20 protein-coding genes are annotated in these 24894 nt (G+C 70.5%); 8 read left to right on the top strand and 12 right to left on the bottom strand.

The genetic code is table 11. The annotated features are described in order from the left end of the window. Nucleotides 1-207 precede the first annotated feature (207 nt). Nucleotides 208-1734 (bottom strand): peptide MFS transporter, encoded by a 1527-nt coding sequence (locus tag HNQ79_RS08985; protein WP_185028882.1) that lies wholly within the window; start codon nt 1732-1734, stop codon nt 208-210. A gap of 426 nt (nt 1735-2160) precedes the next feature. On the opposite strand from HNQ79_RS08985, the gene HNQ79_RS08980 reads away from it, so the two are divergent. Both HNQ79_RS08980 and HNQ79_RS08975 read left to right on the top strand, forming a co-directional pair. Continuing rightward, a complete protein-coding gene (locus HNQ79_RS08980) occupies nt 2161-2838 on the top strand; it encodes a response regulator transcription factor (protein ID WP_185028880.1) in 678 nt (225 codons plus the stop codon). A gap of 138 nt (nt 2839-2976) precedes the next feature. Continuing rightward, nucleotides 2977-4251 (top strand): sensor histidine kinase, encoded by a 1275-nt coding sequence (locus HNQ79_RS08975; protein ID WP_185028879.1) that lies wholly within the window; start codon nt 2977-2979, stop codon nt 4249-4251. A gap of 54 nt (nt 4252-4305) precedes the next feature. Here the strand turns inward: HNQ79_RS08975 and HNQ79_RS08970 are convergent, their stop codons facing one another. After that, on the bottom strand, nt 4306-4854 hold the full coding sequence (locus HNQ79_RS08970) for a GtrA family protein (RefSeq protein WP_185028877.1): 549 nt from the start codon (nt 4852-4854) through the stop codon (nt 4306-4308). A gap of 171 nt (nt 4855-5025) precedes the next feature. On the opposite strand from HNQ79_RS08970, the gene HNQ79_RS08965 reads away from it, so the two are divergent. From HNQ79_RS08965 to HNQ79_RS08955, 3 genes are read left to right on the top strand one after another with little or no spacing between them, the layout of a single operon-like run. After that, entirely contained in the window at nt 5026-6165 is a 1140-nt protein-coding gene (locus HNQ79_RS08965) for a 5-(carboxyamino)imidazole ribonucleotide synthase (protein WP_185028875.1), read from the top strand. Next, complete coding sequence (purE, locus tag HNQ79_RS08960) at nt 6162-6695, top strand: 5-(carboxyamino)imidazole ribonucleotide mutase (protein WP_185028873.1); 534 nt, start codon at nt 6162-6164, stop codon at nt 6693-6695. The genes HNQ79_RS08965 and purE overlap by 4 nt, the downstream gene beginning before the upstream one ends. Further along, the gene (locus tag HNQ79_RS08955) at nt 6692-7894 is read left to right on the top strand and encodes a dipeptidase (protein WP_229923545.1); all 1203 of its coding nucleotides are present in this window, start codon (nt 6692-6694) and stop codon (nt 7892-7894) included. Before purE ends, HNQ79_RS08955 begins: the two co-directional genes overlap by 4 nt. Before the next feature lie 79 nt (nt 7895-7973). Here the strand turns inward: HNQ79_RS08955 and HNQ79_RS08950 are convergent, their stop codons facing one another. The 3 genes from HNQ79_RS08950 to HNQ79_RS08940 form a co-directional block, all read right to left on the bottom strand. Beyond that, nucleotides 7974-9011, bottom strand: a complete 1038-nt coding sequence (locus tag HNQ79_RS08950; protein ID WP_185028871.1) for a tyrosine-type recombinase/integrase — start codon at nt 9009-9011, stop codon at nt 7974-7976. Beyond that, nucleotides 8977-9552: a hypothetical protein gene (locus HNQ79_RS08945; protein WP_185028869.1), complete on the bottom strand. Its 576-nt coding sequence runs from the start codon at nt 9550-9552 to the stop codon at nt 8977-8979. The genes HNQ79_RS08950 and HNQ79_RS08945 overlap by 35 nt, the downstream gene beginning before the upstream one ends. A 192-nt stretch (nt 9553-9744) precedes the next feature. After that, entirely contained in the window at nt 9745-10905 is a 1161-nt protein-coding gene (locus tag HNQ79_RS08940) for an acyl-CoA dehydrogenase family protein (RefSeq protein ID WP_185028867.1), read from the bottom strand. A gap of 201 nt (nt 10906-11106) precedes the next feature. Between HNQ79_RS08940 and HNQ79_RS08935 the strand changes: the two genes are divergently transcribed. Further along, a complete protein-coding gene (locus tag HNQ79_RS08935) occupies nt 11107-12444 on the top strand; it encodes a UDP-glucose dehydrogenase family protein (RefSeq protein WP_185028865.1) in 1338 nt (445 codons plus the stop codon). A 60-nt stretch (nt 12445-12504) separates the two neighbouring features. Here the strand turns inward: HNQ79_RS08935 and HNQ79_RS08930 are convergent, their stop codons facing one another. Together HNQ79_RS08930 and HNQ79_RS08925 are read right to left on the bottom strand one after the other, a co-directional pair. Continuing rightward, the gene (locus tag HNQ79_RS08930) at nt 12505-13725 is read right to left on the bottom strand and encodes a dipeptidase (protein WP_185028863.1); all 1221 of its coding nucleotides are present in this window, start codon (nt 13723-13725) and stop codon (nt 12505-12507) included. A gap of 253 nt (nt 13726-13978) precedes the next feature. Continuing rightward, nucleotides 13979-15295, bottom strand: a complete 1317-nt coding sequence (locus tag HNQ79_RS08925; RefSeq protein WP_185028861.1) for an LCP family protein — start codon at nt 15293-15295, stop codon at nt 13979-13981. 107 nt (nt 15296-15402) lie between these two features. On the opposite strand from HNQ79_RS08925, the gene HNQ79_RS08920 reads away from it, so the two are divergent. Then, nucleotides 15403-15951 carry an acyl-CoA thioesterase gene (locus HNQ79_RS08920; RefSeq protein ID WP_185028858.1) on the top strand — a complete coding sequence of 183 codons (549 nt, stop codon included), beginning with the start codon at nt 15403-15405 and terminating at the stop codon, nt 15949-15951. 114 nt (nt 15952-16065) lie between these two features. Here the strand turns inward: HNQ79_RS08920 and HNQ79_RS08915 are convergent, their stop codons facing one another. Next, nucleotides 16066-17538, bottom strand: coding sequence for an LCP family protein (locus HNQ79_RS08915; RefSeq protein ID WP_373312571.1), 1473 nt, complete (start codon nt 17536-17538; stop codon nt 16066-16068). Between the two features lie 137 nt (nt 17539-17675). Between HNQ79_RS08915 and HNQ79_RS08910 the strand changes: the two genes are divergently transcribed. Next, nucleotides 17676-18695 (top strand): glycosyltransferase family 2 protein, encoded by a 1020-nt coding sequence (locus HNQ79_RS08910; RefSeq protein WP_268253569.1) that lies wholly within the window; start codon nt 17676-17678, stop codon nt 18693-18695. 98 nt (nt 18696-18793) lie between these two features. Here HNQ79_RS08910 and HNQ79_RS08905 read toward each other — a convergent pair whose 3' ends face one another. From HNQ79_RS08905 to HNQ79_RS08890, 4 genes are all read right to left on the bottom strand, one after another. Next, entirely contained in the window at nt 18794-20494 is a 1701-nt protein-coding gene (locus tag HNQ79_RS08905; protein ID WP_229923546.1) for an LCP family protein, read from the bottom strand. 55 nt (nt 20495-20549) lie between these two features. Next, nucleotides 20550-22322, bottom strand: coding sequence for an LCP family protein (locus HNQ79_RS08900; protein WP_185028856.1), 1773 nt, complete (start codon nt 22320-22322; stop codon nt 20550-20552). 228 nt (nt 22323-22550) lie between these two features. After that, complete coding sequence (locus HNQ79_RS08895; protein WP_373312572.1) at nt 22551-23900, bottom strand: LCP family protein; 1350 nt, start codon at nt 23898-23900, stop codon at nt 22551-22553. Between the two features lie 178 nt (nt 23901-24078). Beyond that, entirely contained in the window at nt 24079-24846 is a 768-nt protein-coding gene (locus HNQ79_RS08890) for a TIGR03089 family protein (RefSeq protein ID WP_185028852.1), read from the bottom strand. Between the last annotated feature and the right edge of the window lie 48 nt (nt 24847-24894).

Genomic DNA, 24894 nt, shown 5'->3' with positions numbered 1-24894 from the left:
CGCCGAACGGGGCCGGCGGGCGGGGCGGGCGGGGTGCTGGGGGCCCGTGGGCCGGAGGAGGGCAGCCCTGGAGGGGCAACGCCTGACCGAGCGCCGGAGGGCGGGCGGGGAGCGCCGCGCACCCGGACGGCAGGGCCCCGGGCACACGACGGAGGGCCGCCGCACCGAAACCGGTGCGGCGGCCCTCCGTACGGGCGCGGGGCGGGGTCAGCGCACCTCGCCCATGAGTCCGCGCACCTTGTTGCGCGACAGGTAGATCGCGACACCCGCCAGCGCGGCGGCGGCGGCCTCGAAGACGACGACGCCCGAGCTGTTGAGGTCGACCCCGGCGACGGCCAGCATGCCGGTCACGCTGTCACCCGCGGTGACGGCGAGGAAGAAGACACCCATCATCTGCGACGCGTACTTGGCCGGAGCCATCTTCGTGGTCAGCGACAGACCCACGGGGGACAGGCACAGCTCGGCGACGGTGTGCATCAGGAAGATCAGCACCAGCCACCACATGGTGACCTTCGTACCGCCGGTGGCCAGGCCCATCGGGATGAGGAACACGAAGAACGACGCGCCGGTGACACCGAGGGCGATGGCGAACTTCACGATCGTGCTGGGCTCGCGGTTGCGGCGCGCCAGCGCCAGCCATATCGCCGCGAAGACCGGGGCGAGCAGCATCACGAAGCCCGGGTTCAGCGCCTGGAACAGGGTGTTCGGCATGTCCCAGCCGAAGATGTTGCGCTCGGTCTTGGAGTCACCGAACAGGGACAGCGTCGACGCACCCTGGTCGAAGATCATCCAGAAGATGGCCGCGGCGGCGAAGAAGTAGATGAACGCCGTCATCTTCGTCTGCTCCTCGCCCGACAGGTCCTTGTCCCGCTTGATCTTGACCAGTACCGCGACCGGGATCAGCAGACCGGCCAGGATGATCGGGACCAGCACCCAGTTCAGGGTCAGCCGGAAGACACCGGTGAAGTTCACCAGCAGGTAGAAGGCCGCGACCACCGCGACGCCCAGCAGCGCCTTCGTGACGACCGCGCGCTTCTCGTCCGACGACAGCGGGTTCGGGACCCGGCTGCTCTCCTGGCTGAGGTGGCGGGAGCCGAACAGGAACTGGACCGCGCCGAGCGCCATGCCGAGCGCCGCCAGGCCGAAGCCCAGGTGCCAGTTGACCTTCTCGCCCAGAATGCCGATGGCGAAGGGCGCGACGACGGCACCGAGGTTGATGCCCATGTAGAAGATCGTGAAGCCGCCGTCACGGCGGACGTCCTTGGGGTCGGCGTACAGATGGCCGACCATCGTGGAGATGTTGGCCTTCAGCAGACCCGAGCCGATCGCGACCAGGCCCAGACCGACGAAGAACATCACCTGTCCCGGCAGCGCCAGGGAGAGGTGGCCGACGACGATCACGAAGCTCGCGATCATGACCGTCTTGCGGGCGCCCCAGACACGGTCGCCGAACCAGCCACCCGGCATGGCCATGAGGTAGACCATGGCCACGTAGACGGAGTAGATGGCCGTGGCGGTCGCCGCGGTCATCGCGAGACCACCGCCCTGGCTGCCGGTCGCCGCGTCGGCGCCGCCGGACACCAGGTACATCACGAGCAGTGCGCGCATGCCGTAGTAGGAGAAGCGCTCCCACATCTCGGTCATGAACAGTGTGGCCAGGCCGCGGGGGTGGCCGAAGAAGGCCGTGTCCTCGGCTGCTGCGCCGGGAGAATCCTTCGTCAGGCTGGACGCCATGGTCGATCCTTGCTTGCTCGGGACGCGTCCGCGGGATGGCGGGGTACGCGCCCGGTGGGGGGCAGGCCGGCACCGGAGCGGAAAGGTCCCCGCCCCGGGATCCACGCCACGCTGCGCATCGTCGCGCGCGAGGCCCGGCCGTAGGTCATTCACTGCCGTCAGATCGGTGGACCCGATCAGCACACAAAAGGACCCTTGGCAGTCATTGCCGCCAAAGGCCCCCGATTAGTGCAACAAACGCGCTCGCTACCTTACGACACGACAGTGCCGCATATGGAAGGACTTGAGAGATGGATCACAGGTGACATTGGAACCAAGTCAGCACATTCAAAGGTCCCACACAAGATCGAGTCACTGACTCGCAGGTCCTTGTCACTCGCGCACGCTCCCTGCCGCCCCACCGGCCACGCCGACTAACATGCCCCCATGACCCGTGTACTGCTCGCCGAGGACGACGCGTCCATTTCGGAGCCATTGGCCCGCGCACTGCGTCGGGAGGGTTACGAGGTCGAGGTCCGCGAGGACGGACCCAGTGCCCTCGACGCCGGACTCCAGGGCGGCGTCGACCTCGTCGTGCTCGACCTCGGGCTGCCCGGCATGGACGGCCTGGAGGTCGCCCGCCGGCTGCGCGCCGACGGGCACACCGTGCCGGTCCTGGTACTCACCGCCCGCGCCGACGAGGTGGACACCGTCGTCGGCCTCGACGCCGGCGCCGACGACTACGTCACCAAGCCCTTCCGCCTCGCCGAACTCCTCGCCCGGGTCCGGGCCCTGCTGCGGCGCGGCGCCGCCGAACCCGCCCCGGCCCCCGCCACCCACGGCGTACGGATCGACGTCGAGTCGCACCGCGCGTGGATGGGCGACGAGGAGCTCCAGCTCACCGCCAAGGAGTTCGACCTGCTGCGGGTCCTGGTACGGGACGCCGGCCGGGTCGTCACCCGCGACCAGCTGATGCGCGAGGTCTGGGACACCACCTGGTGGTCCTCCACCAAGACCCTCGACATGCACATCTCGTGGCTGCGCAAGAAGCTGGGCGACGACGCGGCGAACCCCCGCTACATCGCCACCGTCCGCGGCGTCGGCTTCCGCTTCGAGAAGAGCTGACCCCTCCGGGGACCCGCGGTCGGGGCCGACCGCCGCCGTGCGGGGAAGCCTGAGTCTTCGGGGAAGGCGACCGCTTCCGCAGCGCAGCGACCCGCTCCGCAGCGGCACTCCCGCGCGGCGACCGTGCATCCTTGACGCATGCGCCGCCGTCTGATCAATTCCACGCTCGCCGTGGTGCTCGTCGTCATCGCCGTGTTCGGGGTCTCCCTCGTCATCGTCGAGACCCGCACCATCAGCAACAGCGCACAGGAGTCCGTCGACTCCGAAGCGCTGCGGCTGGTCAGCGTCGTCGAAGGACGCCTCGGCGGCGACGGCAACGTCAGCCGCGAGGTGCTCGCCAAACAGATCGCGGACCACCGCTACGCCCGTATCGACATCCCGGGCCGCGCCCCCATCGAGATCGGCACCCACCCCGCCGGCGGCGTCATCGAAGGCCGGTCGGCCGGCGAGCACGGCGAGACGGTCACCGTCCAGGAGTCCCGCTCGACCGTCACCCGCGAGGTCGGCCGCACCCTGCTGATCATCGGCGCGGTCGCGCTGCTCGCCGTCGTCGCCGCCGTACTCCTCGCCGTACGGCAGGCCAACCGGCTCGCGTCCCCGCTCACCGACCTCGCCGAGACCGCCGAACGCCTCGGTTCCGGCGACCCCCGCCCGCGCCACAGGCGTTACGGGGTCCCCGAACTGGACCGGGTCGCCGACGTCCTCGACGCCTCCGCGGAACGCATCGCACGGATGCTCACCGCGGAACGGCGGCTCGCCGCCGACGCCTCGCACCAGCTCCGCACCCCCCTCACCGCCCTGTCCATGCGACTGGAGGAGATCACGCTCACCGACGACCTCGACACCGTCAAGGACGAGGCGACGATCGCCCTCACCCAGGTCGAGCGGCTCACCGACGTCGTCGAGCGCCTCCTCACCAACTCCCGCGACCCGCGCACCGGCTCGGCCGTCTCCTTCGACCTCGACGAGGTGATCAAGCAGCAGATCGAGGAGTGGCGCCCCGCCTACCGCAGCGCCGGGCGGGCGATCGTCCAGTCCGGGAAGAAGGAGCTGCGGGCCGTCGGCACGCCGGGCGCGGTCGCCCAGGTGCTCGCCGCGCTCATCGAGAACTCCCTCATGCACGGCGGCGGAACCGTCGCCCTGCGCTCCCGCGTCACCGGCAACCAGGCCGTCATCGAGGTCACCGACGAGGGCCCGGGAGTCCCCGCCGACCTCGGCGCACGCATCTTCGAGCGAACCATCAGCGGCCGCAACTCCACCGGGATCGGCCTCGCCGTCGCCCGCGACCTCGCGGAGGCGGACGGCGGACGTCTCGAACTCCTCCAGCAGAAGCCCGCCGTCTTCGCCCTCTTCCTCAGCACCGTCGCCGCCGACAGCAGGCGGGAGCGGGAGGGCGGGAAGACGATCAGATGAGCCGGGGCGCGCGGCCCGGGGCCGGACGCACCGCCGAGGGACGGCCCTCAGCCGTCAGCCGACGCGGGAGGCGGCAGAGGCGGCCGGTTCTGCCTCGGGCTCGTCCGCCAGGGCCGCGGGCCGGTCCGCCAGGATCGTCTCCGCCTGCCCCGCCGCCGTCGCGGGCAGCGTCCGGAACACCCACGTCCGGTACGACCAGAAACGGAACAGCGTCGCCACCCCGATGCCGAAGACCTTGAAGAAGTTGGACTGCAGCGGGGTGTTCCAGCCGAAACCGTACGTCGCCGCGTACAGCAGCCCGTTCTCGACGACCGCCCCGGCCACGCTGAACAGCAGGAACAGCGACAGCTCCCGGGCCCGCCCGCTCTTGTCGCGGTCCCGGTAGGTGAAGTAGCGGAAGCCGACGTAGTTGAAGAGCACCGCGATCACCGTCGCGACCAGGCTGGCCCGCACCACCGGAAGGTCCGTGGTGTGCCGCAGCAGGTTGAACGCGGCCATGTTGACCAGCAGACCGAGCCCGCCCACCGCACCGAACTTGGCCACCTCGCGCGCGAGCTGCTCCACACGGGTCCGCAACGCGGCTGTGCCGCCAGGCTCGCTCATGATGTCCGTCGACCCCGTTCGGTTGATGCCGTCAACCCCGCCATGCTAACCATCACTCCACCGGCGGCGTGCGGACCAGCGAAGCCGGCGACCCCACACGGCCCGCCTTGGTACTTTCGTACGAAGGACCGGGCGTCCGGTCTGGTGGGTGCCTACGGATACTCTGGTCGGGTGACGTTCCCGGTAGTCGGCATGGTCGGTGGCGGTCAGCTCGCCCGTATGACCCACGAGGCGGGCATCCCCCTCGGCATCAAGTTCAAGCTCCTCAGTGACACCCCCCAGGACTCGGCGGCCCAGGTGGTGAGCGACGTCGTCATCGGCGACCATCGCGACCTGGACACGCTGCGCGCCTTCGCGCGCGGCTGCGACGTGATCACCTTCGATCACGAACACGTACCGACCGAACACCTGCGGGCCCTCGAAGCGGACGGCATCCCCGTCCGCCCCGGGCCCGACGCGCTGGTGCACGCCCAGGACAAGGGGGTGATGCGCGCGAAACTCACCGAGATCGGCGCACCCTGCCCCCGCCACCGGATCGTGACCGATCCGGCGGACGTGACCGCGTTCGCGGACGAGGGCGACGGCTACCCCGTCATCCTCAAAACGGTCCGCGGCGGATACGACGGCAAGGGCGTGTGGTTCGTACGCTCCGAAGCCGACGCGCACGACCCCTTCCGCGCCGGGGTCCCGGTCCTCGCCGAGGAGAAGGTCGACTTCGTACGCGAACTCGCCGCCAACATCGTGCGCTCCCCGCACGGCCAGGCCGTCGCGTACCCCGTCGTCGAATCGCAGCAGGTCGACGGCGTGTGCGACACCGTCATCGCCCCGGCCCCCGGCCTCGCCGCCGACCTCTCCGGCGAGGCCCAGCAGCTCGCCATCCGCATCGCCGTCGAACTGGACGTGATCGGCCACCTCGCCGTCGAGCTCTTCGAGACCCGCGACGGCCGCATCCTGGTCAACGAACTCGCCATGCGCCCGCACAACAGCGGCCACTGGACCCAGGACGGCGCGATCACCTCCCAGTTCGCCAACCACCTGCGCGCCGTCCTCGACCTTCCGCTGGGCGACCCGCGCCCGAGGTCGACGTGGACGGTCATGTGCAACGTGCTGGGCGGCGACTACCCCGACATGTACAAGCCGTACCTGCACGTCATGGCCCGCGACCCGCAGGCCGGGATCCACATGTACGGCAAGGACGTGAAGCCCGGCCGCAAGGTCGGCCACGTCAACACCTACGGCGACGACCTCGACGAGGTGCTCGACCGCGCCCGTCACGCCGCCGGCTACCTCCGAGGAACGATCACCGAATGACTGCTTCCGCACCCCTCGTCGGCATCGTCATGGGCTCCGACTCGGACTGGCCCGTCATGGAGGCCGCCGCCACCGCCCTCGCCGAGTTCGGCATCCCGTACGAGGTCGACGTCGTCTCCGCCCACCGGATGCCGCACGAGATGATCGCCTACGGCGAGGAAGCGGCGGGCCGCGGCCTGAAGGCGATCATCGCGGGCGCGGGCGGCGCCGCCCACCTCCCCGGCATGCTCGCCTCCGTCACCCCGCTGCCCGTCATCGGCGTCCCCGTCCCCCTGAAGTACCTGGACGGCATGGACTCCCTGCTGTCCATCGTGCAGATGCCGGCGGGTGTCCCCGTCGCCACGGTCTCCGTCGCCGGAGCCCGCAACGCGGGCCTCCTGGCGGCCCGCATGCTCGCCGCCCACGACCCGGCACTGCTCACCCGCATGCAGGAGTTCCAGCGGGAGCTGAACGCCCAGGCCACCGAGAAGGGCAAGCGCCTGCGCACCAAGGCCATGAGCGACCCGGACTCCTTCGGCTTCGGCAAGTGACGGGAACCACGACCGTGAACCACCTCTCCGCGGCCCGCGCCCACCTCGCCGAATTCCCCGTCGTCGACGGCCACAACGACCTCCCCTGGGCGCTGCGCGAACAGGTCCGCTACGACCTGGACCGCCTCGACATCGCCGCCGACCAGTCCGCCCACCTCCACACGGACCTGGCCCGGCTGAAGTCCGGCTGTGTAGGGGCCCAGTTCTGGTCGGTCTACGTCCGCACCGACCTCACCGGGGACTCCGCGGTCAGCGCGACCCTCGAACAGATCGACGTCGTCGGCCAGCTCCTGGCCCGCCACCCCAACGACCTCGTCCGCGCCCTCACCGCGGACGACATGGAGGCGGCCCGCCGCGCCGGCCGGATCGCCTCCCTGATGGGCGCCGAGGGCGGCCACTCCATCAACAACTCGCTCGCCACCCTGCGCGCCCTGCACACCCTCGGAGTCCGCTACCTGACGCTCACGCACAACGACAACACCCCCTGGGCGGACAGCGCCACCGACACCCCCGCCGCCGGCGGCCTGACCGCCTTCGGCCGCGAAGTCGTACGCGAGATGAACCGCATCGGCATGCTCGTCGACCTCTCGCACGTCGCCGCCACCACCATGCGCGACGCCCTCGACACCTCCGAGGCGCCCGTCCTCTTCTCGCACTCCTCGTCCCGCGCGGTCTGCGACCACCCGCGCAACATCCCGGACGAGATCCTGGCCGCCCTCCCCGCCAACGGCGGCGTCGCGATGGCCACCTTCGTGCCCAAGTTCATCCTCCCGGAAGCGGTCGCCTGGACGGCCCGCGCCGACGAGAACATGCGCGCCCACGGCCTGCACCACCTCGACACCACCGCCGAGGGCATGAAGGTCCAGCGCGCCTTCGAAGCCGCGAACCCCCGCCCCATGGCCACCGCCGCCACCGTCGCCGACCACCTCGACCACATGCGCGAGGTCGCCGGTGTCGACCACATCGGCATCGGCGGCGACTACGACGGCACGGCGTTCACCCCGTCCGGCCTGGAGGACGTCTCCGGCTACCCCAACCTGATCGCCGAACTCATCGGCCGCGGTTGGTCCTCCCAGGACCTCGCCAAACTCACCTGGCACAACGCGGTCCGCGTCCTGCGGGACGCCGAATCGGTTGCCCGCGACCTCCAGCCCCGACGGGCCCCGTCGAACGCGACGCTGGACCAGCTGGACGGCTGAGCGGCCGGCAACGCGAGAAGGGGGCGTCCCGCGGGACGCCCCCTTCTCACGTGCTGCTCCGCCTACTTCGGCAGATACATCAGGCCACCCCGTGCAAGCGCACGGGCCCGTCGGGTGCAGCCAAGTCGGGCAGACCCAGCACACCGTCAATGGCCAGCCGGGCACGATCCGGGGCGTCCGGCAACAGGTCGCTGTAATAGCGCTCCGTGAAGCTCACGGAGGAATGCCCCAGCCAGGACGACACCTCCGTCACCGGTACCCCCTGCGCGAAGAGGGAAGCCGCATAGAAGTGCCGCAAGCTGTGCGATTTGAAGTAGCCGACCTCTGCCATAGTCAGCGCGGGCTTCCAGATCTTTTCGTACCAGTAATGCGGGTACAGCAGGCCGGTGCCCGTGACATTGGCGAACAACAAGCCCTCGGGGCCCCATGTTCCGTGGTCCCTGAGCTGGCGCCGCAGCGCCAGCCCCACGACTTCCGGGAGCGGTACCAATCGCCCTCGGTCGTCCTCCTCGCGCCACTTGACATGCCGCAGGCGCATTCGGCCGTACTTGCCCGTACCGGTGTCCCCGTCACAGGCCACCTGCCGGTCGACCGTGATCGTCCGGCGCTGGAAGTCAATGCGGCTCCGGGCGACTCCCATGGCCTCCCCCAGCCGAAGTCCGCAGCCGGCCATGAGCCAGAACATCCCGCGGTAGCGCTCGGGTGCCGCGCCAATGACGGCGTGCACGACGTTCGCATCAGGGACGTGGACCTCAGCGCGCTGGGAGCGGTAGACGTGGGCCCTGCTGTCGGGCAGGAGTACGCCCCGACACGGGTTGTCCTCGATGAGCCCACCCTCCACGGCCCAGCTGAACATGGACATGAGGATATTGAAGCGGAACTGAGTAGTCGACGGTTTGTAGGCGCGGACCTCCCGGAGCCAGGCCGTCCACTCCACGATGTCCGAGCGGTTCACCGAAGTGATGAGGCGCGAACCGAAAAAGGGTTCCACGCTTCTCGCCAGGATCGTCCGGTACTGCTTGACGCTGCTGTTCTCGACTCCTCGCGTGGTGGCCCACCTCTCGAAGACCGAGACGACGGGTTCACTTCCGTTCGGAACGTACTCGGGACTGCTCAAGTTCTTCGCCCTCCAGACACCGCCTGGCCTTGGCCGTCAGACGGTCTGCGGGTTTACCTGGTGACCCGGCGAGGAAGCCCATGGCGCGGGCCCGGCGAATACGTCCGCTGATGGTGTTCCGGCTCATCCCCCACGCGGTCGCCAGTCGCGTGACGGGACTTCGGTACCCCTGCTCCACCAGTCGCACGTATTCACGGGCCATCAAGGCGTAGTCGTGATCGGATTCGACCCTGTCGAGCGCAGCACTCGCTCCGGGGCCGTCGACCGGGCGACCGAGCCGCGCCCTGAGCATCTTCGTCGTCCTGCGGATCTCCGCCAGGGAGATCGACCGCATGAGTTCCGCCGTGATGCCGTCCGACTCCCTCGCGGCTTCCTGATCTTCCGGAGGGTCGATACGGAGACTGGACGGGCCGTCCCACGGTGCACTCAGCACGTTCACCACGGTGAGCCGCCATCCGTGCAACTCGGCTTCGTGGACGAGGTTCTCCCCCTCCAGTCGCCAGCCTGCGGGAAATTCGCCGTCCTCATACGCGTCCGTCATCCGTCGAAAGTAACGCGGCGTACAGCAGTCACCACATGCCGGGAGGTCCCCGGCCACGACAAGAAACCTAGAACACGAAACATGGCAAGAGGCATGTTCCGTGTCTTACTCATCCGAGCGGGGGGACGGGTGAACGTATGAATGAAAACAGCGGGGGTGCCTCTGAAGGCGCCCCCGCTGTGCTTCGGCCGCCTACTTCGGCAGGTTCCGCGCCATCACGATGCGCTGGATCTGGTTCGTTCCCTCGTACAGCTGTGTGATCTTCGCGTCGCGCATCATCCGCTCCACCGGGTAGTCCCGCGTGTAGCCGTAGCCGCCCAGGAGCTGGATGGCGTCCAGGGTGATCTCCATGGCGGCGTCGGAGGCGTAGCACTTGGCCGCGGCGCCGAAGAAGGTCAGGTCGGCGTCGACGCGCTCGGACTTGGCGGCGGCGGCGTACGTGAGCTGGCGGGCGGCCTCCAGCTTCATGGCCATGTCCGCGAGCATGAACTGCACGCCCTGGAAGTCGCCGATCGGCTTGCCGAACTGCTTGCGCTCCTGGACGTAGCCCTTCGCGTAGTCCAGGGCGCCCTGGGCGATGCCGAGGGCCTGGGCGGCGATGGTGATGCGGGTGTGGTCGAGGGTCTTCATCGCGGTGGCGAAGCCGGTGCCCTCGGCGCCGATCATGCGGTCGGCGGGGATGCGCACGTTGTCGAGGTAGACCTCGCGGGTCGGCGAGCCCTTGATGCCGAGCTTCTTCTCCGGGGCGCCGAAGGAGACGCCCTCGTCGGACTTCTCGACGACGAACGCGGAGATGCCCTTGGAGCGCTTCTCGGGGTCGGTGACGGCCATGACCGTGTAGTACTCGGACTCGCCGGCGTTGGTGATCCAGCGCTTCACGCCGTTCAGGACCCAGAAGTCGCCGTCGCGGACGGCGCGCGTCTTCATGCCGGCCGCGTCCGAACCCGCGTCCGGCTCGGAGAGGCAGTACGAGAACATCGCCTCGCCCTTGGCGAGCGGGGCGAGGTACTTCTTCTTGAGGTCCTCGGAGCCGGAGAGGATCACCGGGAGCGAGCCGAGCTTGTTGACCGCCGGGATGAGGGAGGAGGACGCGCAGACGCGGGCCACCTCCTCGATGACGATGACCGTGGCGAGCGCGTCCGCGCCCGCTCCGCCGAACTCCTCGGGTACGTGCACGGCCTGGAGGTCGGCCGCGACGAGGGCGTCCAGGGCCTCCCGCGGGAAGCGGGCGTTCTCGTCCACCTCGGCGGCGTACGGGGCGATCTTCGCCTCGGCGAGCGCGCGCACCGTGTCACGGAGCATGTCGTGCTCTTCGGACGGCCGGTACAGATCGAAATCGGGCGAACCTGCCAAGGCTTCTCACTCCCAAGGATGCTGATGCGATGCGGGTGCGGCGATGCTAATTACCGTTAAGTAACCCTGATTTTAGAGGGTGCGGCCCGGCGGGGGATACGTGAGTTTGCCTACAGGGCCGCGTCCTCGCCGGAACATCCCCTTTCGGCTGCCCGGATATGCTCGGGCGCGTTGTCCCGCCCGTACCGCTAGGAGCACCGCATGGCCCTCAAGATCACCGTGATCGGCACCGGATACCTCGGCGCCACCCACGCAGCGGCCATGGCGGAGCTGGGATTCGAGGTGCTCGGCCTCGACGTCGTGCCCGAGAAGATCGAGATGCTGAGCGCCGGGCGCGTGCCGATGTACGAGCCGGGTCTGGAGGAACTGCTCCACAAGCATGTGGAGGGGCTGCCGGGGTCGACCGGGCGGCTGCGTTTCACCATGGACTGGGCGGAGGTCGGGGAGTTCGGCGACGTGCACTTCGTGTGCACGAACACCCCGCAGAAGCACGGCGAGTACGCGTGCGACATGAGTTACGTGAACAGCGCCTTCGCCTCCCTCGCCCCGCATCTGCGGAGCGACGCGCTGGTGGTCGGCAAGTCGACCGTCCCGGTCGGATCCGCCGCCCGGCTCAAGGAGGTGCTCGCGACGCAGGCCCCGGAGGGTGTCGAGCTGGCGTGGAACCCGGAGTTCCTGCGCGAGGGCTTCGCCGTGCAGGACACCCTGCACCCGGACCGGCTGGTCGTCGGCGTGGAGAGCGAGCGCGCGGAGAAGCTGCTGCGCGAGGTGTACGCGGTGCCGGTCGCGGAGGGGTCCCCGTTCGTGGTGACCGACTTCCCGACGGCAGAGCTGGTGAAGACCGCCGCGAACTCGTTCCTGGCGACGAAGATCTCCTTCATCAACGCGATGGCCGAGGTGTGCGAGGCCGCCGACGGGGACGTGGCGAAGCTGGCCGAGGCCATCGGGTACGACGAGCGGATCGGCCCCAAGTTCCTGCGGGCCGGTATCGGGTTCGGCGGCGGCTGCCTGCCCAAGGACATCCGGGCGTTCATGGCGCGCGCCGGTGAGCTGGGTGCCGATCAGGCGCTCACGTTCCTCCGGGAGGTCGACTCCATCAACATGCGCCGCCGCGGACACATGGTCGAGCTGGCTCGGGAGGCGCTGGGGGAGGGCGGTTTCCTCGGCTGCCGGGTCGCGGTCCTGGGTGCGACCTTCAAGCCGGACTCCGACGACGTCCGGGACTCGCCCGCGCTGAACGTCGCCGGGCAGATCCACCTGCAGGGCGGACAGGTGACCGTGTACGACCCCAAGGGCATGGCCAACGCCCGCCGTGTCTTCCCGACGCTCGGCTACGCCGACTCCGCGGTGGACGCGGTGCGCGGCGCGGACGTGGTCCTGCACCTCACCGAGTGGCGCGAGTTCCGCGAGCTGGACCCGGCGGAGCTGGGCGAGGTCGCCGCACGCCGGCTGATCCTGGACGGCCGCAACGCACTCGACGCGGCGAAGTGGCGCGAGGCGGGCTGGACGTACCGGGCGATGGGCAGGCCGAAGGCCTGAGCGGGGCGCGGGCGGGCGGGAGGTGTGCCCGCGGGGTTCCCCCGGCCCGCCCGTGCGGGATCAGCCGTCCAGGTCCTCGATCCGGGCCGTCGACGCCCGGCGCCGCTGCCGAGCCGTCTTGGAGGTGAGCTCCACGTCGCGGAGCACCCGCTGGAGATTGCCCCAGGTGAGGCGGGCCAGGTCGCTCTCCGGCCAGCCGCGTTCCAGGAGTTCGGCGATCAGGAGCGGGTACGCGGCCGTGTCGGCGAGGCCGGCGGGGTGCGGGGCGCCCGTGTCGTACATGCCGGAGAGGCCGACGCACGCGGGGCCCGCGACGGAACGGATGTGGTCCAGGTGGTCGGCCACGTCGCGCAGTTCGGGGCCGGTGCGGTCCGTGGCGAGGGGGACCATGCACAGGCCGCCGTTCTCGTGCAGCGCGGTCAGGACGTCGTCGGGGACGTTGGCGGGGTGGCCGTTCAGGGCGGCGGCGCCGGTGTGGGTGAAGATCACCGGGGCCCGGGAGACGGTGAGGGCCGCGTGGGCGGTCGGTGCGGTGGTGCCGCTGAGGTCGGCGAGCATGCCGAGGCGGTTCATCTCCCGTACGACCTCTTCGCCGAACCGGGTCAGTCCGGTCGGCGGTGCCCAGTCGACACCGGTCAGGGTCAGGCACCGCACGCCCAGCGAGTACAGGGTGCGCAGGGCGCCGAGCGAGTCGCCGATCGCGGGGGCGCGGGCGGGTCCGAGCAGTGAGGCGACGCGCCCGCAGGAGCGGGCGTCGGCGATCTCGCCGGAGCTGAGCGCGAGGCGCAGTCCCTCGGGGTAGGCGTCGGTGAGCGAACGGACGCGGTCGATCTGCTCCAGGGTGGTGCTCACGGGACAGGAGCGGTGGGCGGGTCCGGGGAGCTCGGCAAGGTGGGTGTGCTCGGTGTGCTCGCTGTGCCCGGCGCGATCGGAGCGCTGGGCGCGCTCGGTCGGCGCGGTGTTGCCCGGGCGCGGGGCCTGGTCGTACGGGTCGGAGTGCAGGGACCAGAACTGTGCGCCGACGCCGCCCGCCCGCAGCCGGGGGATGTCGGTGTCCAGGCTGCTCTCGCCCAGCTCGACGTCCGACCACGGGACCGAGCGCAGCGCCCGGGCCAGCCCGTTGTACCCGTCGGCCACCGGGTGGGCGGCGAGGAGGGCGCGGGCCCTGGCGACCTGGTCGGGGTGCGGCTCGGGTTCCGCCGGGGCGTCGGCCGCGGGGGCGTTCGTGTCGAGCGGGCCGGCCGTGGGGGCGGCGTGCGGGTCGTCCTGTATGAGTGCCATGACGGGGCTCCGGTTCGGCGACGGCAGTACGGTTCACCGTGGCACGGGCGCGGCGGAGGGTCGCGGCGGGTGAGGCGTTCGGGGTACGGGGCGGGGCGCCCGCCCGGGTTGCGGGCGCCCCGGTCGTACGCGCTCGGGCGGGGAAGCGGGTGCTGTCCGAAAGGAGGGCCGTACGAAGGGGTACAAAGGGCATGAGAGAACCCGCCCCCCGTGGGGACGGGCTGTCTCGTTCGCCTCAGTCGCCTCAGTCGCCTCAGCGGTCCGGGGTGACGGTGACCGGCTCGTCGTTCTTGATCTGCTTCACCAGCTGCTGCATCTTGGCCTTGTCCCAGACGAGGTTGCTGCCGCGCTTGCCGGAGATCGGCATGTTCATGGACTTGCCCTCGCCGCCCTGGACGCCCTTCATCGCGAAGAACATCTCGCCGAGGTCGAACAGGCCCATGTCCTTGTCGACGACGAGGGTGTCCAGGCCCGCGCCCAGCGTGGGGTAGAGCGAGAACGGGTTGAGGATCGTGCCCGGGGTGGCCGCCTGCGAGGCCAGCGCGGACAGGAACTTCTGCTGGTTCTTGGTGCGCTCCAGGTCGGAGCCGAACGCGTAGCGGGTACGGACGAAGGCCAGCGCCTGCTCACCGTTGAGGGTCTGCTTGCCGGCCTGGAAGTCGGCGCCGGACTTCTTGTCCTTGAACGCCTTGGGGATGTCCAGTTCGACGCCGCCCAGCGCGTCGACGATGTTCGCGAAGCCCGCGAAGCCGATCTCCGCGTAGTGGTCGATGCGCAGGCCGGTGTTGTGCTCGACGGTGCGGACGAGGAGTTCGGGGCCGTCCTGTGCGTACGCGGCGTTGAGCTTCATGCGGATGTGGCGGTTCTCGAAGCGCTTGCCCGACTCCGACCCGACGAAGGACGGGATCTCCACGTCCGAGTCGCGGGGCAGCGAGATCATCGTGTTCCCGCTGCCGCACGAGGCCAGGATCATCATCGAGTCGGTGCGCTTGCCCTCGGCGGAGCCGGTGTGCAGCTTCTTCTTCTCCTCGGCGGTCATGCCCTCGCGGCTGTCGGAGCCGACGATGAGGTACGTGGTGCAGTCGCCCTCCTCCGGCCGGTCGATGACCTTGGAGAGGTCGACCTCGCGGCGCACCTTGGAGTCCGCCCAGAAGTACGTGGCGACGGAGGTGACGGCGAGGACCGTGACGGCCGCGATCGCGCCGACCTTGATCCGGCGGCCCCAGTTGGGGGCGGGGCGCGGGCCCCGGCCGCCGGAACCGCCGGGTCCGCCCGGGCCGCCGCCGGAGCGGCCGCCGCCGTAGACCTGGCCGGTGTTGTAGCCGTCGTTCCGGCCGGTGCCGCCGTACTGGTCGTGGGCGGCGAACCCGTCGTGACCCTGCGCGTGCTGCGCGGGGACGGCACCGCGGGGCGGGGCGGTGGGGGCGGCCGGATGCGGGTGCGCGGGACGGGGCGTCTGGCCGCGCTGCACATGCCGCATCACCCGGGGGCCCTCGGGCTGCGCGCTTGCGCTGCCCCGGCCGTACCGGTCGTCGCGGTCGTCGTTTCGTGCACTGGGCCAGTCGCTCATGGCCTCAGTGTGCAGGCAGGGAGCCGCGGTCTCACAGGCCGGGTGGGAAATCGGGGCAGGGCTGTTGCAGAGCTGATGCAATGCGTCGGGCGCATAAAGTAGAGCGCATGACAGATCAGGCCCAGGGCCCGGAAGATCCCATCCCGGGCAAGCCCACCTCCGCTTCCCGCACCACGCTCAGCCACATCATGACCGCTGCGGAAACGAATCTGCTCGGCACGGTGCACGGCGGCGTGATCATGAAGCTGGTGGACGACGCGGCAGGTGCGGTCGCGGGCCGGCACTCCGGTGGGCCCGCCGTCACCGCCTCCATGGACGAGATGGTGTTCCTGGAGCCGGTGCAGGTCGGCGACCTCGTGCACGTGAAGGCCCAGTGCAACTGGACCGGCCGTTCCTCCATGGAGATCGGTGTACGGGTCCTGGCCGAGCGCTGGAACGAGTCGACCCCCGCCCAGCAGGTCGGCTCCGCCTACCTCGTCTTCGCGGCCGTCGACGCGGACGGCAAGACACGCTCCGTTCCACCGGTGATCCCGGAGACGGAGCGCGACCAGCGGCGCTACCAGGAGGCCCAGATCCGCCGTACGCACAGGCTCGCGCGGCGGCGGGCGATCAAGGAGCTGCGGGACCGGCGGGCGGCCGAAGGGCTCAACGACTAGCGCGGGCGTGCGCCCCGCCCGGGCGGGTGTCCGTATGTCCTGACAGGAGCCAGGACGCCCGTGTCCGGACATGCATCCTTGTCAGGACATCTGTGTCGTGACAAAGCGGTGGCGCTACGGGCAGACCACCTGGTCCCCGGTCACCACCCCGAACTCCCCCTGGTGCGGATCCAGCGCCCGCACCGGCGTCACCGCCCGGAAGTCCGCGCCCGCGGTCACCCGCATGGTCCCGCCCTGCCCCGGCACCGCCTTCAGCTCGCAGCCCGGCAGCGCCGCCGCCAGGGACTGCGCCGAGCGGTCCCAGCGCGGGTCGTACGTCACCAGAGTGCGCGTCAGGTCGCGGCGCAGGCCGTTGCCCGGAAGGCCCGTCGTACGGAAGCCGGTGGCGCGCAGGCCCGCGTCGACGCGTTTGCCCAGGCCCGCCGTGGGCGTCCCGTTGTCGACCTGCACCCGGATCTGCTCGGGGGAGACGTCCACGGTCGTCGCCTTGGGCCCCCGGGGGCGGGGCGCGGCCAGCGGCCGGTCCTCGCGCAGTGCCGCGAAGAGTTTCTTCGCCTTGGCGTCGTCCCACTTCAGGGTGGTGCCGATGCCCCTGACCTGGTGGCCCATCTCGCCGATCGGCACCGACGTGAACTCCGACGAGGCCGGTGAGAACCCGCGCATGGCCTGCGCCAGCGCGTACATCTCCGTCGTCCCGAAGCCGCTGTCCGCGCGCACCGATCCGAGCAGCGTGGCCGCCACCGCGCGGAACCGCACCGGGTTGAGCAGTGCCCCGCTGCTCGTCGCCTTGGCGATGAAGGCGGCCAGGAAGCGCTGCTGGCGCTGCATCCGGCCCAGGTCGGAGGCCCCGTCGATGTGCCGTGAGCGGACGTACTGCAGTGCCTCGCCGCCGCCGAGCCGGTGCGTGCCGGGGGCGAGGTCGAGACCGGTGTGGCTGTCCTTCAGGGCGCTGGAGGTGCAGATGTCGACGCCGCCGAGGACGTCCACCGTCTTCATGAAGCTGGTGAAGTCGACCTCCAGGTAGTGGTCGATCTTGACGCCGGTCATGTGCTCGACGGTGCGGGTGGTGAGGGCCGGGCCGCCCTCCGCGTACGCCGCGTTGAGCTTGACCGGGTGCGCCTTGTGGTGCTCGCCGCTCGTCCCGTCCGTGTGCTCGGGCATCTCGGCGTAGCTGTCGCGGGGGAGGCTGACGATGCTGGCGCGGTCCCGGTCCTCGGAGACGTGCACGACCATGATCGTGTCGGTGCAGTGGCAGGGTGCGCCACCGAGGCGGTACTTCTCCTTCTCCTCCTTGGTGATCCTGTCGCGCCCGTCGGTGCCGACGAGCAGGATGTTCATGCCGTTCCCGGCCTCGGGCCGGTTCTTCATGTCCTTGAACGGGTCGACGCGGGCGATGCCCGTGTTCATGCTCGTCACCACCGCGTGTCCGATGCCGCCGGCCGCGAGGACCAGTACGGACAGGGTGGTCGCCGCGCGCATGCCCCAGTGCGGCCGCTCGTCCTGTCGCCTGCGCTTCTCGCGCCGCCGCCGGGGGCGGCCGTGGTCGTGTGGGTGCGGGTCGGCTGGCGGACGGGGTGGCACGGGCACGGGGGACACCTCCGCTGGAGCACAGGACGGGGATCGCGTTGCACCGTATGCCGATACGATCTGCAGCCCGCAGCATCACCGCGGCCGCCGCGCGAGGCTGTCCCCCGTTCGCTGTAACGTGAGCCGGTGTGAACGCCATTGCCCCCGCCGCCCCCGCGGTCTCCGTGATCATGCCGGTCCTCAACGAGGAGCGGCACCTGCGCAACTCGGTCCGCCACATCCTGGAGCAGGAGTACGAGGGCGAGATGGAGGTGGTGATCGCGCTCGGCCCGTCCACGGACCGCACCGACGAGATCGCCGCCGAGCTCGTACGCGAGGACCCCCGCGTGCACACCGTCCCGAACCCGACCGGCCGCACCCCCGCCGCCCTGAACGCCGCGATCAAGGCGTCCCGCCACCCGATCGTCGTCCGCGTCGACGGCCACGGCATGCTCTCCGCCGACTACATCGCCACCGCGGTGCGCCTCCTGGAGGAGACCGGTGCGCAGAACGTCGGCGGCATCATGCACGCCGAGGGCGAGAACGCCTGGGAGGAAGCGGTCGCCGCCGCGATGACCTCGAAGATCGGTGTCGGCAACGCGGCCTTCCACACCGGCGGCGAGGCCCAGCAGGCCGAGACCGTCTACCTGGGCGTCTTCCGCCGCGAAGCCCTTGAGCAGCAGGGCGGGTACAACGAGGAGTTCATCCGTGCCCAGGACTGGGAGCTGAACTTCCGCATCCGTGAGGCGGGCGGCCTGATCTGGTTCTCGCCCGAGCTGAAGGTCCAGTACCGGCCGAGGCCCTCCGTCAGGGCGCTCGCCAAGCAGTACAAGGACTACGGCCGCTGGCGGCACGTCGTCGCCCGCTACCACTCCGGCTCCATCAACCTGCGCTACCTCGCCCCGCCGGCCGCCGTCTGCGCGATCGCGGCGGGCACGGTGGTCGGCGCGCTCGTCACCCCGTGGGGCTTCGTGATCCCGGCCGGGTACCTGGCGGCCATCACGGCCGGCTCGCTGCCGGCCGGCAAGGGCCTGTCCCTCAAGGCCCGGGTCCGGATCCCGGTCGCGCTCGCGACCATGCACATGTCGTGGGGGTACGGCTTCCTCACCTCGCCGAAGTCCCTCGCGAGGAAGGTCATCGCGAGCCGGCGTCCCTCGGTGCAGGGCGCCGCGGTCTAGCCGTACGTACGAGGCCGTAGCCGTGCACGACAAGGGGGGCCGGGACACGACGTCCCGGCCCCCCTTCGCGCACCTCCCCGTCCGTACGACCGGGTGCGCTACCGCCAGACGAAGCCGGGGTGGATCTTCATGCAGGCCTTGGAGTCCTCGCCGTTCAGGATGCCGGCCGTGCTCGGGGCCTTGTCGTCCTTGGGTTTGGGGTACGCCGCGCCGGTGCGCCAGTCGGCGCCCACGATCACGGTGACGCCGCTCGCGTCCGTGGACTTCTGGACCGCCCCGGACGGCAGACCGAGCGCCTTGGCCACCGCGCGGGCGTCGCCCTCCAGTTCGGCGCTGGGGTACTGGACGACGGTGGACGCGGCGGAGAGCCGCTCCTGGGAGGCGGCGGCGCGGGTGTAACCCTTGCCGGCGAGGATCCGCGCGACGTCCGAGGCACGCCCCTGCACGGCCTGCTGGGTGTTGTCACCGGTGCCGTTGCGCACGGAGACGCCGATCTCGCCCGGCGCGTGGGCGGGCTTGTCGGGCTCGGGAGCCTTCTTCGCGGGCTGCTTCGACGCCTTGCCGTCCAGCGGCAGGTCCTCGCGGATCAGCCGGAACAGCTGCTCGGCGTCGCCCGGCATGGGCTCGACGTCCTGCCGGAGGGTGTAGCGCCAGGGCATGGTCGCCATGGTGATGCGGTTGGTCGGCACGCTCTTGAGCTGGGTGCCCAGGTCGAACAGACCCTTCACGTCGAGGGAGTCGTCGACCTTCAGCGCCTCGATCGCCGCTTCCGCGAGCTTGCGCAGCTTGTGCGGGTCGGTCAGCTTCGCGTTCGCCCGCATCTCGCGCACCATCGAGTTCATGTACATGTGCTGGGCCTTCGTACGGCCGATGTCGGTGTTGTCCTCGAACCCGTAACGGGTGCGCAGCCACTGCAGGGCCTGCTCGCCCTTGACCGGTGTGGTGCCCTTGCGGAGCTCCAGACCGGAGCCCTTGCCGTCGGCGGTGCGGGAGCGCACGTTGTCCTGCACGCACACCGGGACGCCGCCGATGGCGTCCGCCATCGACACCACACCGGCGAAGTCGATCATCATGAAGTGATCGATGTGGATGTTGGTCAGGTTCTCCCAGGTGGAGACCGTGCAGCCGGGGCCGCCGCGCCCCAGCGACTCGTTCGCCTTGTACCGGCGGGTGGTCGCCGGGTACACCTTGCCGTTCTCGGGGTCGGTGCACTTGGGCAGTGTGACCATGGTGTCGCGCGGCATGCTGACGACGGAGATGTTGCTGCGGTCCGCGGACATGTGGAGCAGCATCTGGACGTCCGCGAGCGGCGGGGTGTCGAAGCTCTTCTTCGCGCCGCCCAGAGACTTGTTCGCCTCGGTGTCCCGGGCGTCCGAACCGATGAGGAGGATGTTCAGCGGGGTCTGGCCCGCCGCGTTGGGTGCGGCCTTGCCCGGCCTGTCGTCCCCCAGGCTGAGCTTTTCCCTCCGGAGCTTGCTGTCGAGGTACTCGTAGTACAGGTATCCCGCGCCGGCCGTGCCGAGGATCAGCACGGCCAGGGATATCGCGGCCCAGCGCAGGGCGCGACCGCGCCTGCCGTTGCCGGCACGTCTTCGCGCCGAGTCGCCGCGGCGCCGCCCCCCGCCCCCTGCCGTGCCGTTCGCGCCGCCTTTGGGGGCCTTGCTCCTGCCGGAGCCGGCCCTGTCGGTGTCGCCCGTTCCCGGTGCCGCATCCCCGGGCGCCGCGCTCTCGTAGAGACTCTCGTCCCAGCCGAGGCTGCGGGCCCGGGTCCCCTCCCCGTGCACACTGCTGCTGCTCACCGGGCCCCCACTCCCACTCCGACTCAGATCGTGCTCGACGCGCGGTGACCGGCGGTCACTGGGCGCACACCGACTTGGCGGCGTTGGCCTGCTGCACGCCCTCCGGCGCCTTCGTCGGCCCGCCGAGCGGCTTGCCCGCCCCGCCGAAGTCCTTGCCCAGCGTCAGCGTCATCGGCTCGCGGTCCCCGGCGTTCTGGCCGGACGGCTTCAGCGCCGAGGCGGGCAGGCCCATCATCGCGGCGAGGGCGCGGGCCTGGTCGGCCTGGTTCTCGCCGTACTCCAGGACGGTCGTCGCGATGTCCGGGTTCGGCGAGTTGCCGCCGTTGGTCGCGAGCTTCGCGCCCTTCTGCAACTGGAGCCAGGACAGCGTCTCCTGGGCCGCGCCGCCCTTGCCACTGCCGTTGTAGATGTTGACGCGTACGTCCTCCGCGGCTGCCTTTTCGCCGTGCAGCAGGGCGTTCTGCTTCTCCTTCGCCTCGGCCTTGTCGGCCTTCTCCTTCTTCTTCACCTCGGTCAGCGAGGTGTCGGCGCGCAGCATCTCGAACAGCGGGAGCGCCTTCGCCTCGTTGAGGACGACGGTGGACCGTTTGTTCGGCGGCTCCGCCGGGTTGTCGAGGACCGGCAGCGTGGCGAAGGTGACGTTCTCCGGGTCGACCTGGGCGATCTCCCCGGCGAGGGACTTGAGTTTGCCGATGCCGTCGATGCCCGAGTCGACGGTGAGCGCCTTGGTCGCGGCGTCGGCCAGCTTGTAGAGCTTGCTCACGTCGGTCAGGGTCTCGCTGGACTTCATCTTGCGGATCATCGCGCCGAGGAACTGCTGCTGCGTCTGGATCCGGCTGAGGTCGGACTTGTCGCCGAACGCGCCGCGGGTGCGTACGAAGGCCAGCGCCTGCTCGCCCTCGATGGTGTGCTTGCCCTTGGTCAGTTTGAGGTGCGACTTCTTGTCGTCGACGTCCTTGGCGACGCAGACCTCGACGCCGCCGATGGCGGAGGTCAGCGACTTCACCGCGTTGAAGTCGACCATCATGAAGTGGTCCACGGTCAGTCCGGTCATTTCCCGGACGGTGCGCATCGTGCAGCCGGGGTCGCGGCCGGACTGACCCAGGCTGGTGTTGAAGCGTTCGAAGGCCGAGCCGGGGACGACCGTCTCCGAGCCGTCCGTCTGCTTCGTGGGGCAGTCCGGGATCTTCGTCTTCAGGTCGCGCGGGATGGACAGCACGGTCGCGTTCGTCCGGTCCTTGGAGACATGGAAGAGCAGCGTGGTGTCGGCGTGGCCGGGGCTGTCCTTGTCGCCGTAGCCCTCGTTGCCGTCGCCCGTCCGCTTGTCCGTGCCGATGACCAGGATGTTGATCGCCTGGTCCTTCTTGAAGCCGCCGGACCCGCCGGACACCTCGACGGAATTGAGGTTGCCGTCGAGGTGCTCGTACAGCGCCCACGCGCCGACCGAGCCCGTCACGAGCACGAAGCCGACGATGCCGCCGGTGATCTTCAGGGCCTTCTTGCCGCTCTTCTTCGGCTGCTTGCGCTTGCGGCGGCCCGCCTGCGCGGTGCCGTCGGTGGCGGACCGGGGACCCTTGGCGCCGGGGCCGCCTGCGGTCTGGCCACGACGGCTCCGCTGCGCGGGCACCTCACGCCGGGGCGGAGTTCCGTCGCCGGGGCCCCGAGGGGCCCGGGAACGGCCGCGAGGGCTCCCCTGCGGCTGCCCGGCGCTCCGTACGGACTCTGCGGAACGGTCCAGTCGCAGTTCGTAATGGCCGGTGTGCGGGTTGAGAACCCACTGGTCGGCGGGGTCGATCTCGTCCGCCCCGCCACGGCTGTGCGCGTCCACGGTTGCCTGAGTCCTCCGTCGGTCCCACGCGAGGCGCCTCCCCCCAGGCGCTCGGTCATTCGGTCCAGTTGTGCGTGCGTGACCCGAGTTGCGGCTCGTTGCACTGGATCGCGTCACACTATCTGTCCGGATCAGTGGCGAGCGACGTCAGTGACCAACTCCACGGCCCTTACAACCGGGCAAGTCGACCAAAAAGCAACGGGTAATGGCCTCACCTTGGGAATCGCTTTACTCGCACATGCCTGTTGCCGCGTTTGTGCCGGTGAAAGTGGGGGACGGCGTGGGGTCCGCCGGCCCCGGGTCGTCCGGCTTCTCGTCGCTCACCGGCGTCTCGCCCGGCGCACGCGACTTGTTCGGTGTCACCGAAACGGGTGTGTCCTCGCGCAACTGCCTGAACAGCACGTCCGCCTGTGATGTGACGAGTTCGTCCCGATTCGTGTTGTACCGGTACGGCCGTCTGGGCACCGTCATGAACTGCACCTTCTCCGACGGCACGTCCCGCATGCTGGTCGCCAGGTCGTACAGGTCGCGCAGCGAGGCCAACCCGGGATCCGTGGTGAGGGACTTGGTCGCCGCGTCCAGCACCGGGTAGAGCTTCGTCGGGTTCAGCAGGACGCCGGTGCTCTGCATCTTGTTGACCAGCGACGCGAGGAACTGCTGCTGACGGTCCATGCGTTCGGTGTCGCTGCCGCCGCCGATGCTCTTGCGTGCGCGCACATAGCCCAGCGCCTGCTCGCCGTTGAGCGTCTGCGGGCCCGCCGCGAGCTTGAGGTGTGCGTCGTGGTCGTCGATCGGCTCCTTCAGGCAGACGGCGACGCCGTCGACCGCGTCCACCATGTCCTTGAAGCCCTCGAAGTCGACCACCATGTGGTGGTCGAGCCGGATGCCGGTCAGCTTCTCGACGGTACGGATGGTGCAGGCCGTACCGCCCATCTGGAACGCCCAGTTGAACTGCGCGAACATCGCCCGGGTGCGGGACCCGTCCGCCTTCGTGCACGTGGGGATGTCCACCATCAGGTCGCGGGGCAGCGAGACGGCCGTCGCGCTGGAGCGGTCGGCCGCCAGGTGCAGCAGGATCGTGGTGTCGGAACGCTGGGTGCCCTCGTCCCGGCCGTACTTGCTGTTGTCGCCCGCGCGGGTGTCCGAGCCGATCAGCAGGATGTTCTGCGCGTCCATCGCCATCTCGGCCTGGGCGGGACGCTCCTTCTCCCAGGTGTGCAGCTCGGCCGCGACGCCGGTGTCCGTGGTGATGTTGCCGTCGAGCTTCTGGTAGAACCACCACCCCGTCCCGGCGGCCGCGAGCACGACGAGCGCTGCCCCGCCGGCGGCCCAGCGCACCCAGCGCCGCTTGCGGTGGGACGCGGCGGCTTCGGGGCCGGCTCCGGCCGTGCCCGCGCCGGTCCTGGAGGTGTCCCCATCGGCGGTACCGGGCTGGGGACCGGCCCCCGTCGCGGCTGCACCGGCCTCGGCGGCGGAGGCGGAACCGGTGCCGGGCGGAGACTCCGCGGCGTCTTGCGCACCGCTGTCCTCCGTCACCGGCCTTTCCGGTTCGGGGGGCGTGCCAGCGGTGTCGGTCACGTCTGCGTCCATCCTCGGTGCGAAGTCGGCGGCGCGCGGGGCCGCCGATCGCAGGGGTAGACGGCTTAACCCGGCACTTGGTTGTGCGCTTCACCGATCATGTACCGGGCCGCTCCCGGAGCCCGCGAGGCCGCGCCCCGGTCCACCGAATGGTCCGCCCCCCGTCGACGTACCCGCCCTACGCCTGCGCCGGCGCTCCCACCGTGTGCGTCACGCGCTCGCTCTCCACCCGCTGGGCGAGCCCCTCGGCAGACAGCTGCCCGAGGTTCCGGCACAGGACGACCGAAGCGCCCGCCGCCAGCGGCGCGTACAGACCGGAGGACAGTCCCTCCCAGGTGTCGTACGGCAGGCCCGACAGGATCCGCGAGCCGGGTGCGAGCCCGAGCGCCTGCGCGTCGGTCCGCGCGCGCCCGACCACGTCGGCCGCGGTCAGCGTCGTGCCGCCGACCGACAGGGCGGGCCCGTCCGCGTCGACGGGCGCGTACGGGGCGAACCGGTCGCCCTGGGAGGGGACTTCGACGGCGTAGTCGGCGAAGCCCTCCGGCGGCTGCGGGAACCGGCCGCCCAGCGGACGCAGCGCCAGCGCGATCCGCTCGCCCCGGCAGGCGCGCGCCGCGTCGAGCGAGTCCGGGCCGCTGACCACCACGTCCGCGTCCTGCGGCGCCCCCCGTACGTCGGCCTCGACGCCCACCGAGGCGCAGGCGAGCAGCCAGGCGGCGGTCTGCCAGTGCGCGGGCAGGTGCAGTGCGAGCCGGTCGCCGGGGCCCGCGGAGAGGTCGCCCTGAAGGAGGTTGGCGGTCTTGGCCACCCAATTGGCGAAGGTGGCGACGGACAGTTCGACGCGCTCGCCGGTCGCGTCGTCGTAGAAGGTGACGAGGGGACGGCCCGGGTCCGCGGCGAGTGCGGAACGCAGCAGGTCGGCAGGGGTGCGGTCGGTGGTGTTCATCGCACGAGGGTACGTCGGACGGCGCGGTGCGGGCGGGCGGAGCGGAGG

This window comes from Streptomyces candidus, assembly GCF_014207445.1.
GTDB lineage: Bacteria > Actinomycetota > Actinomycetes > Streptomycetales > Streptomycetaceae > Streptomyces > Streptomyces candidus.
The sequence above is the reverse complement of the archived record's forward strand: the minus strand, read 5'-3'. Positions and strand labels throughout refer to the sequence as shown.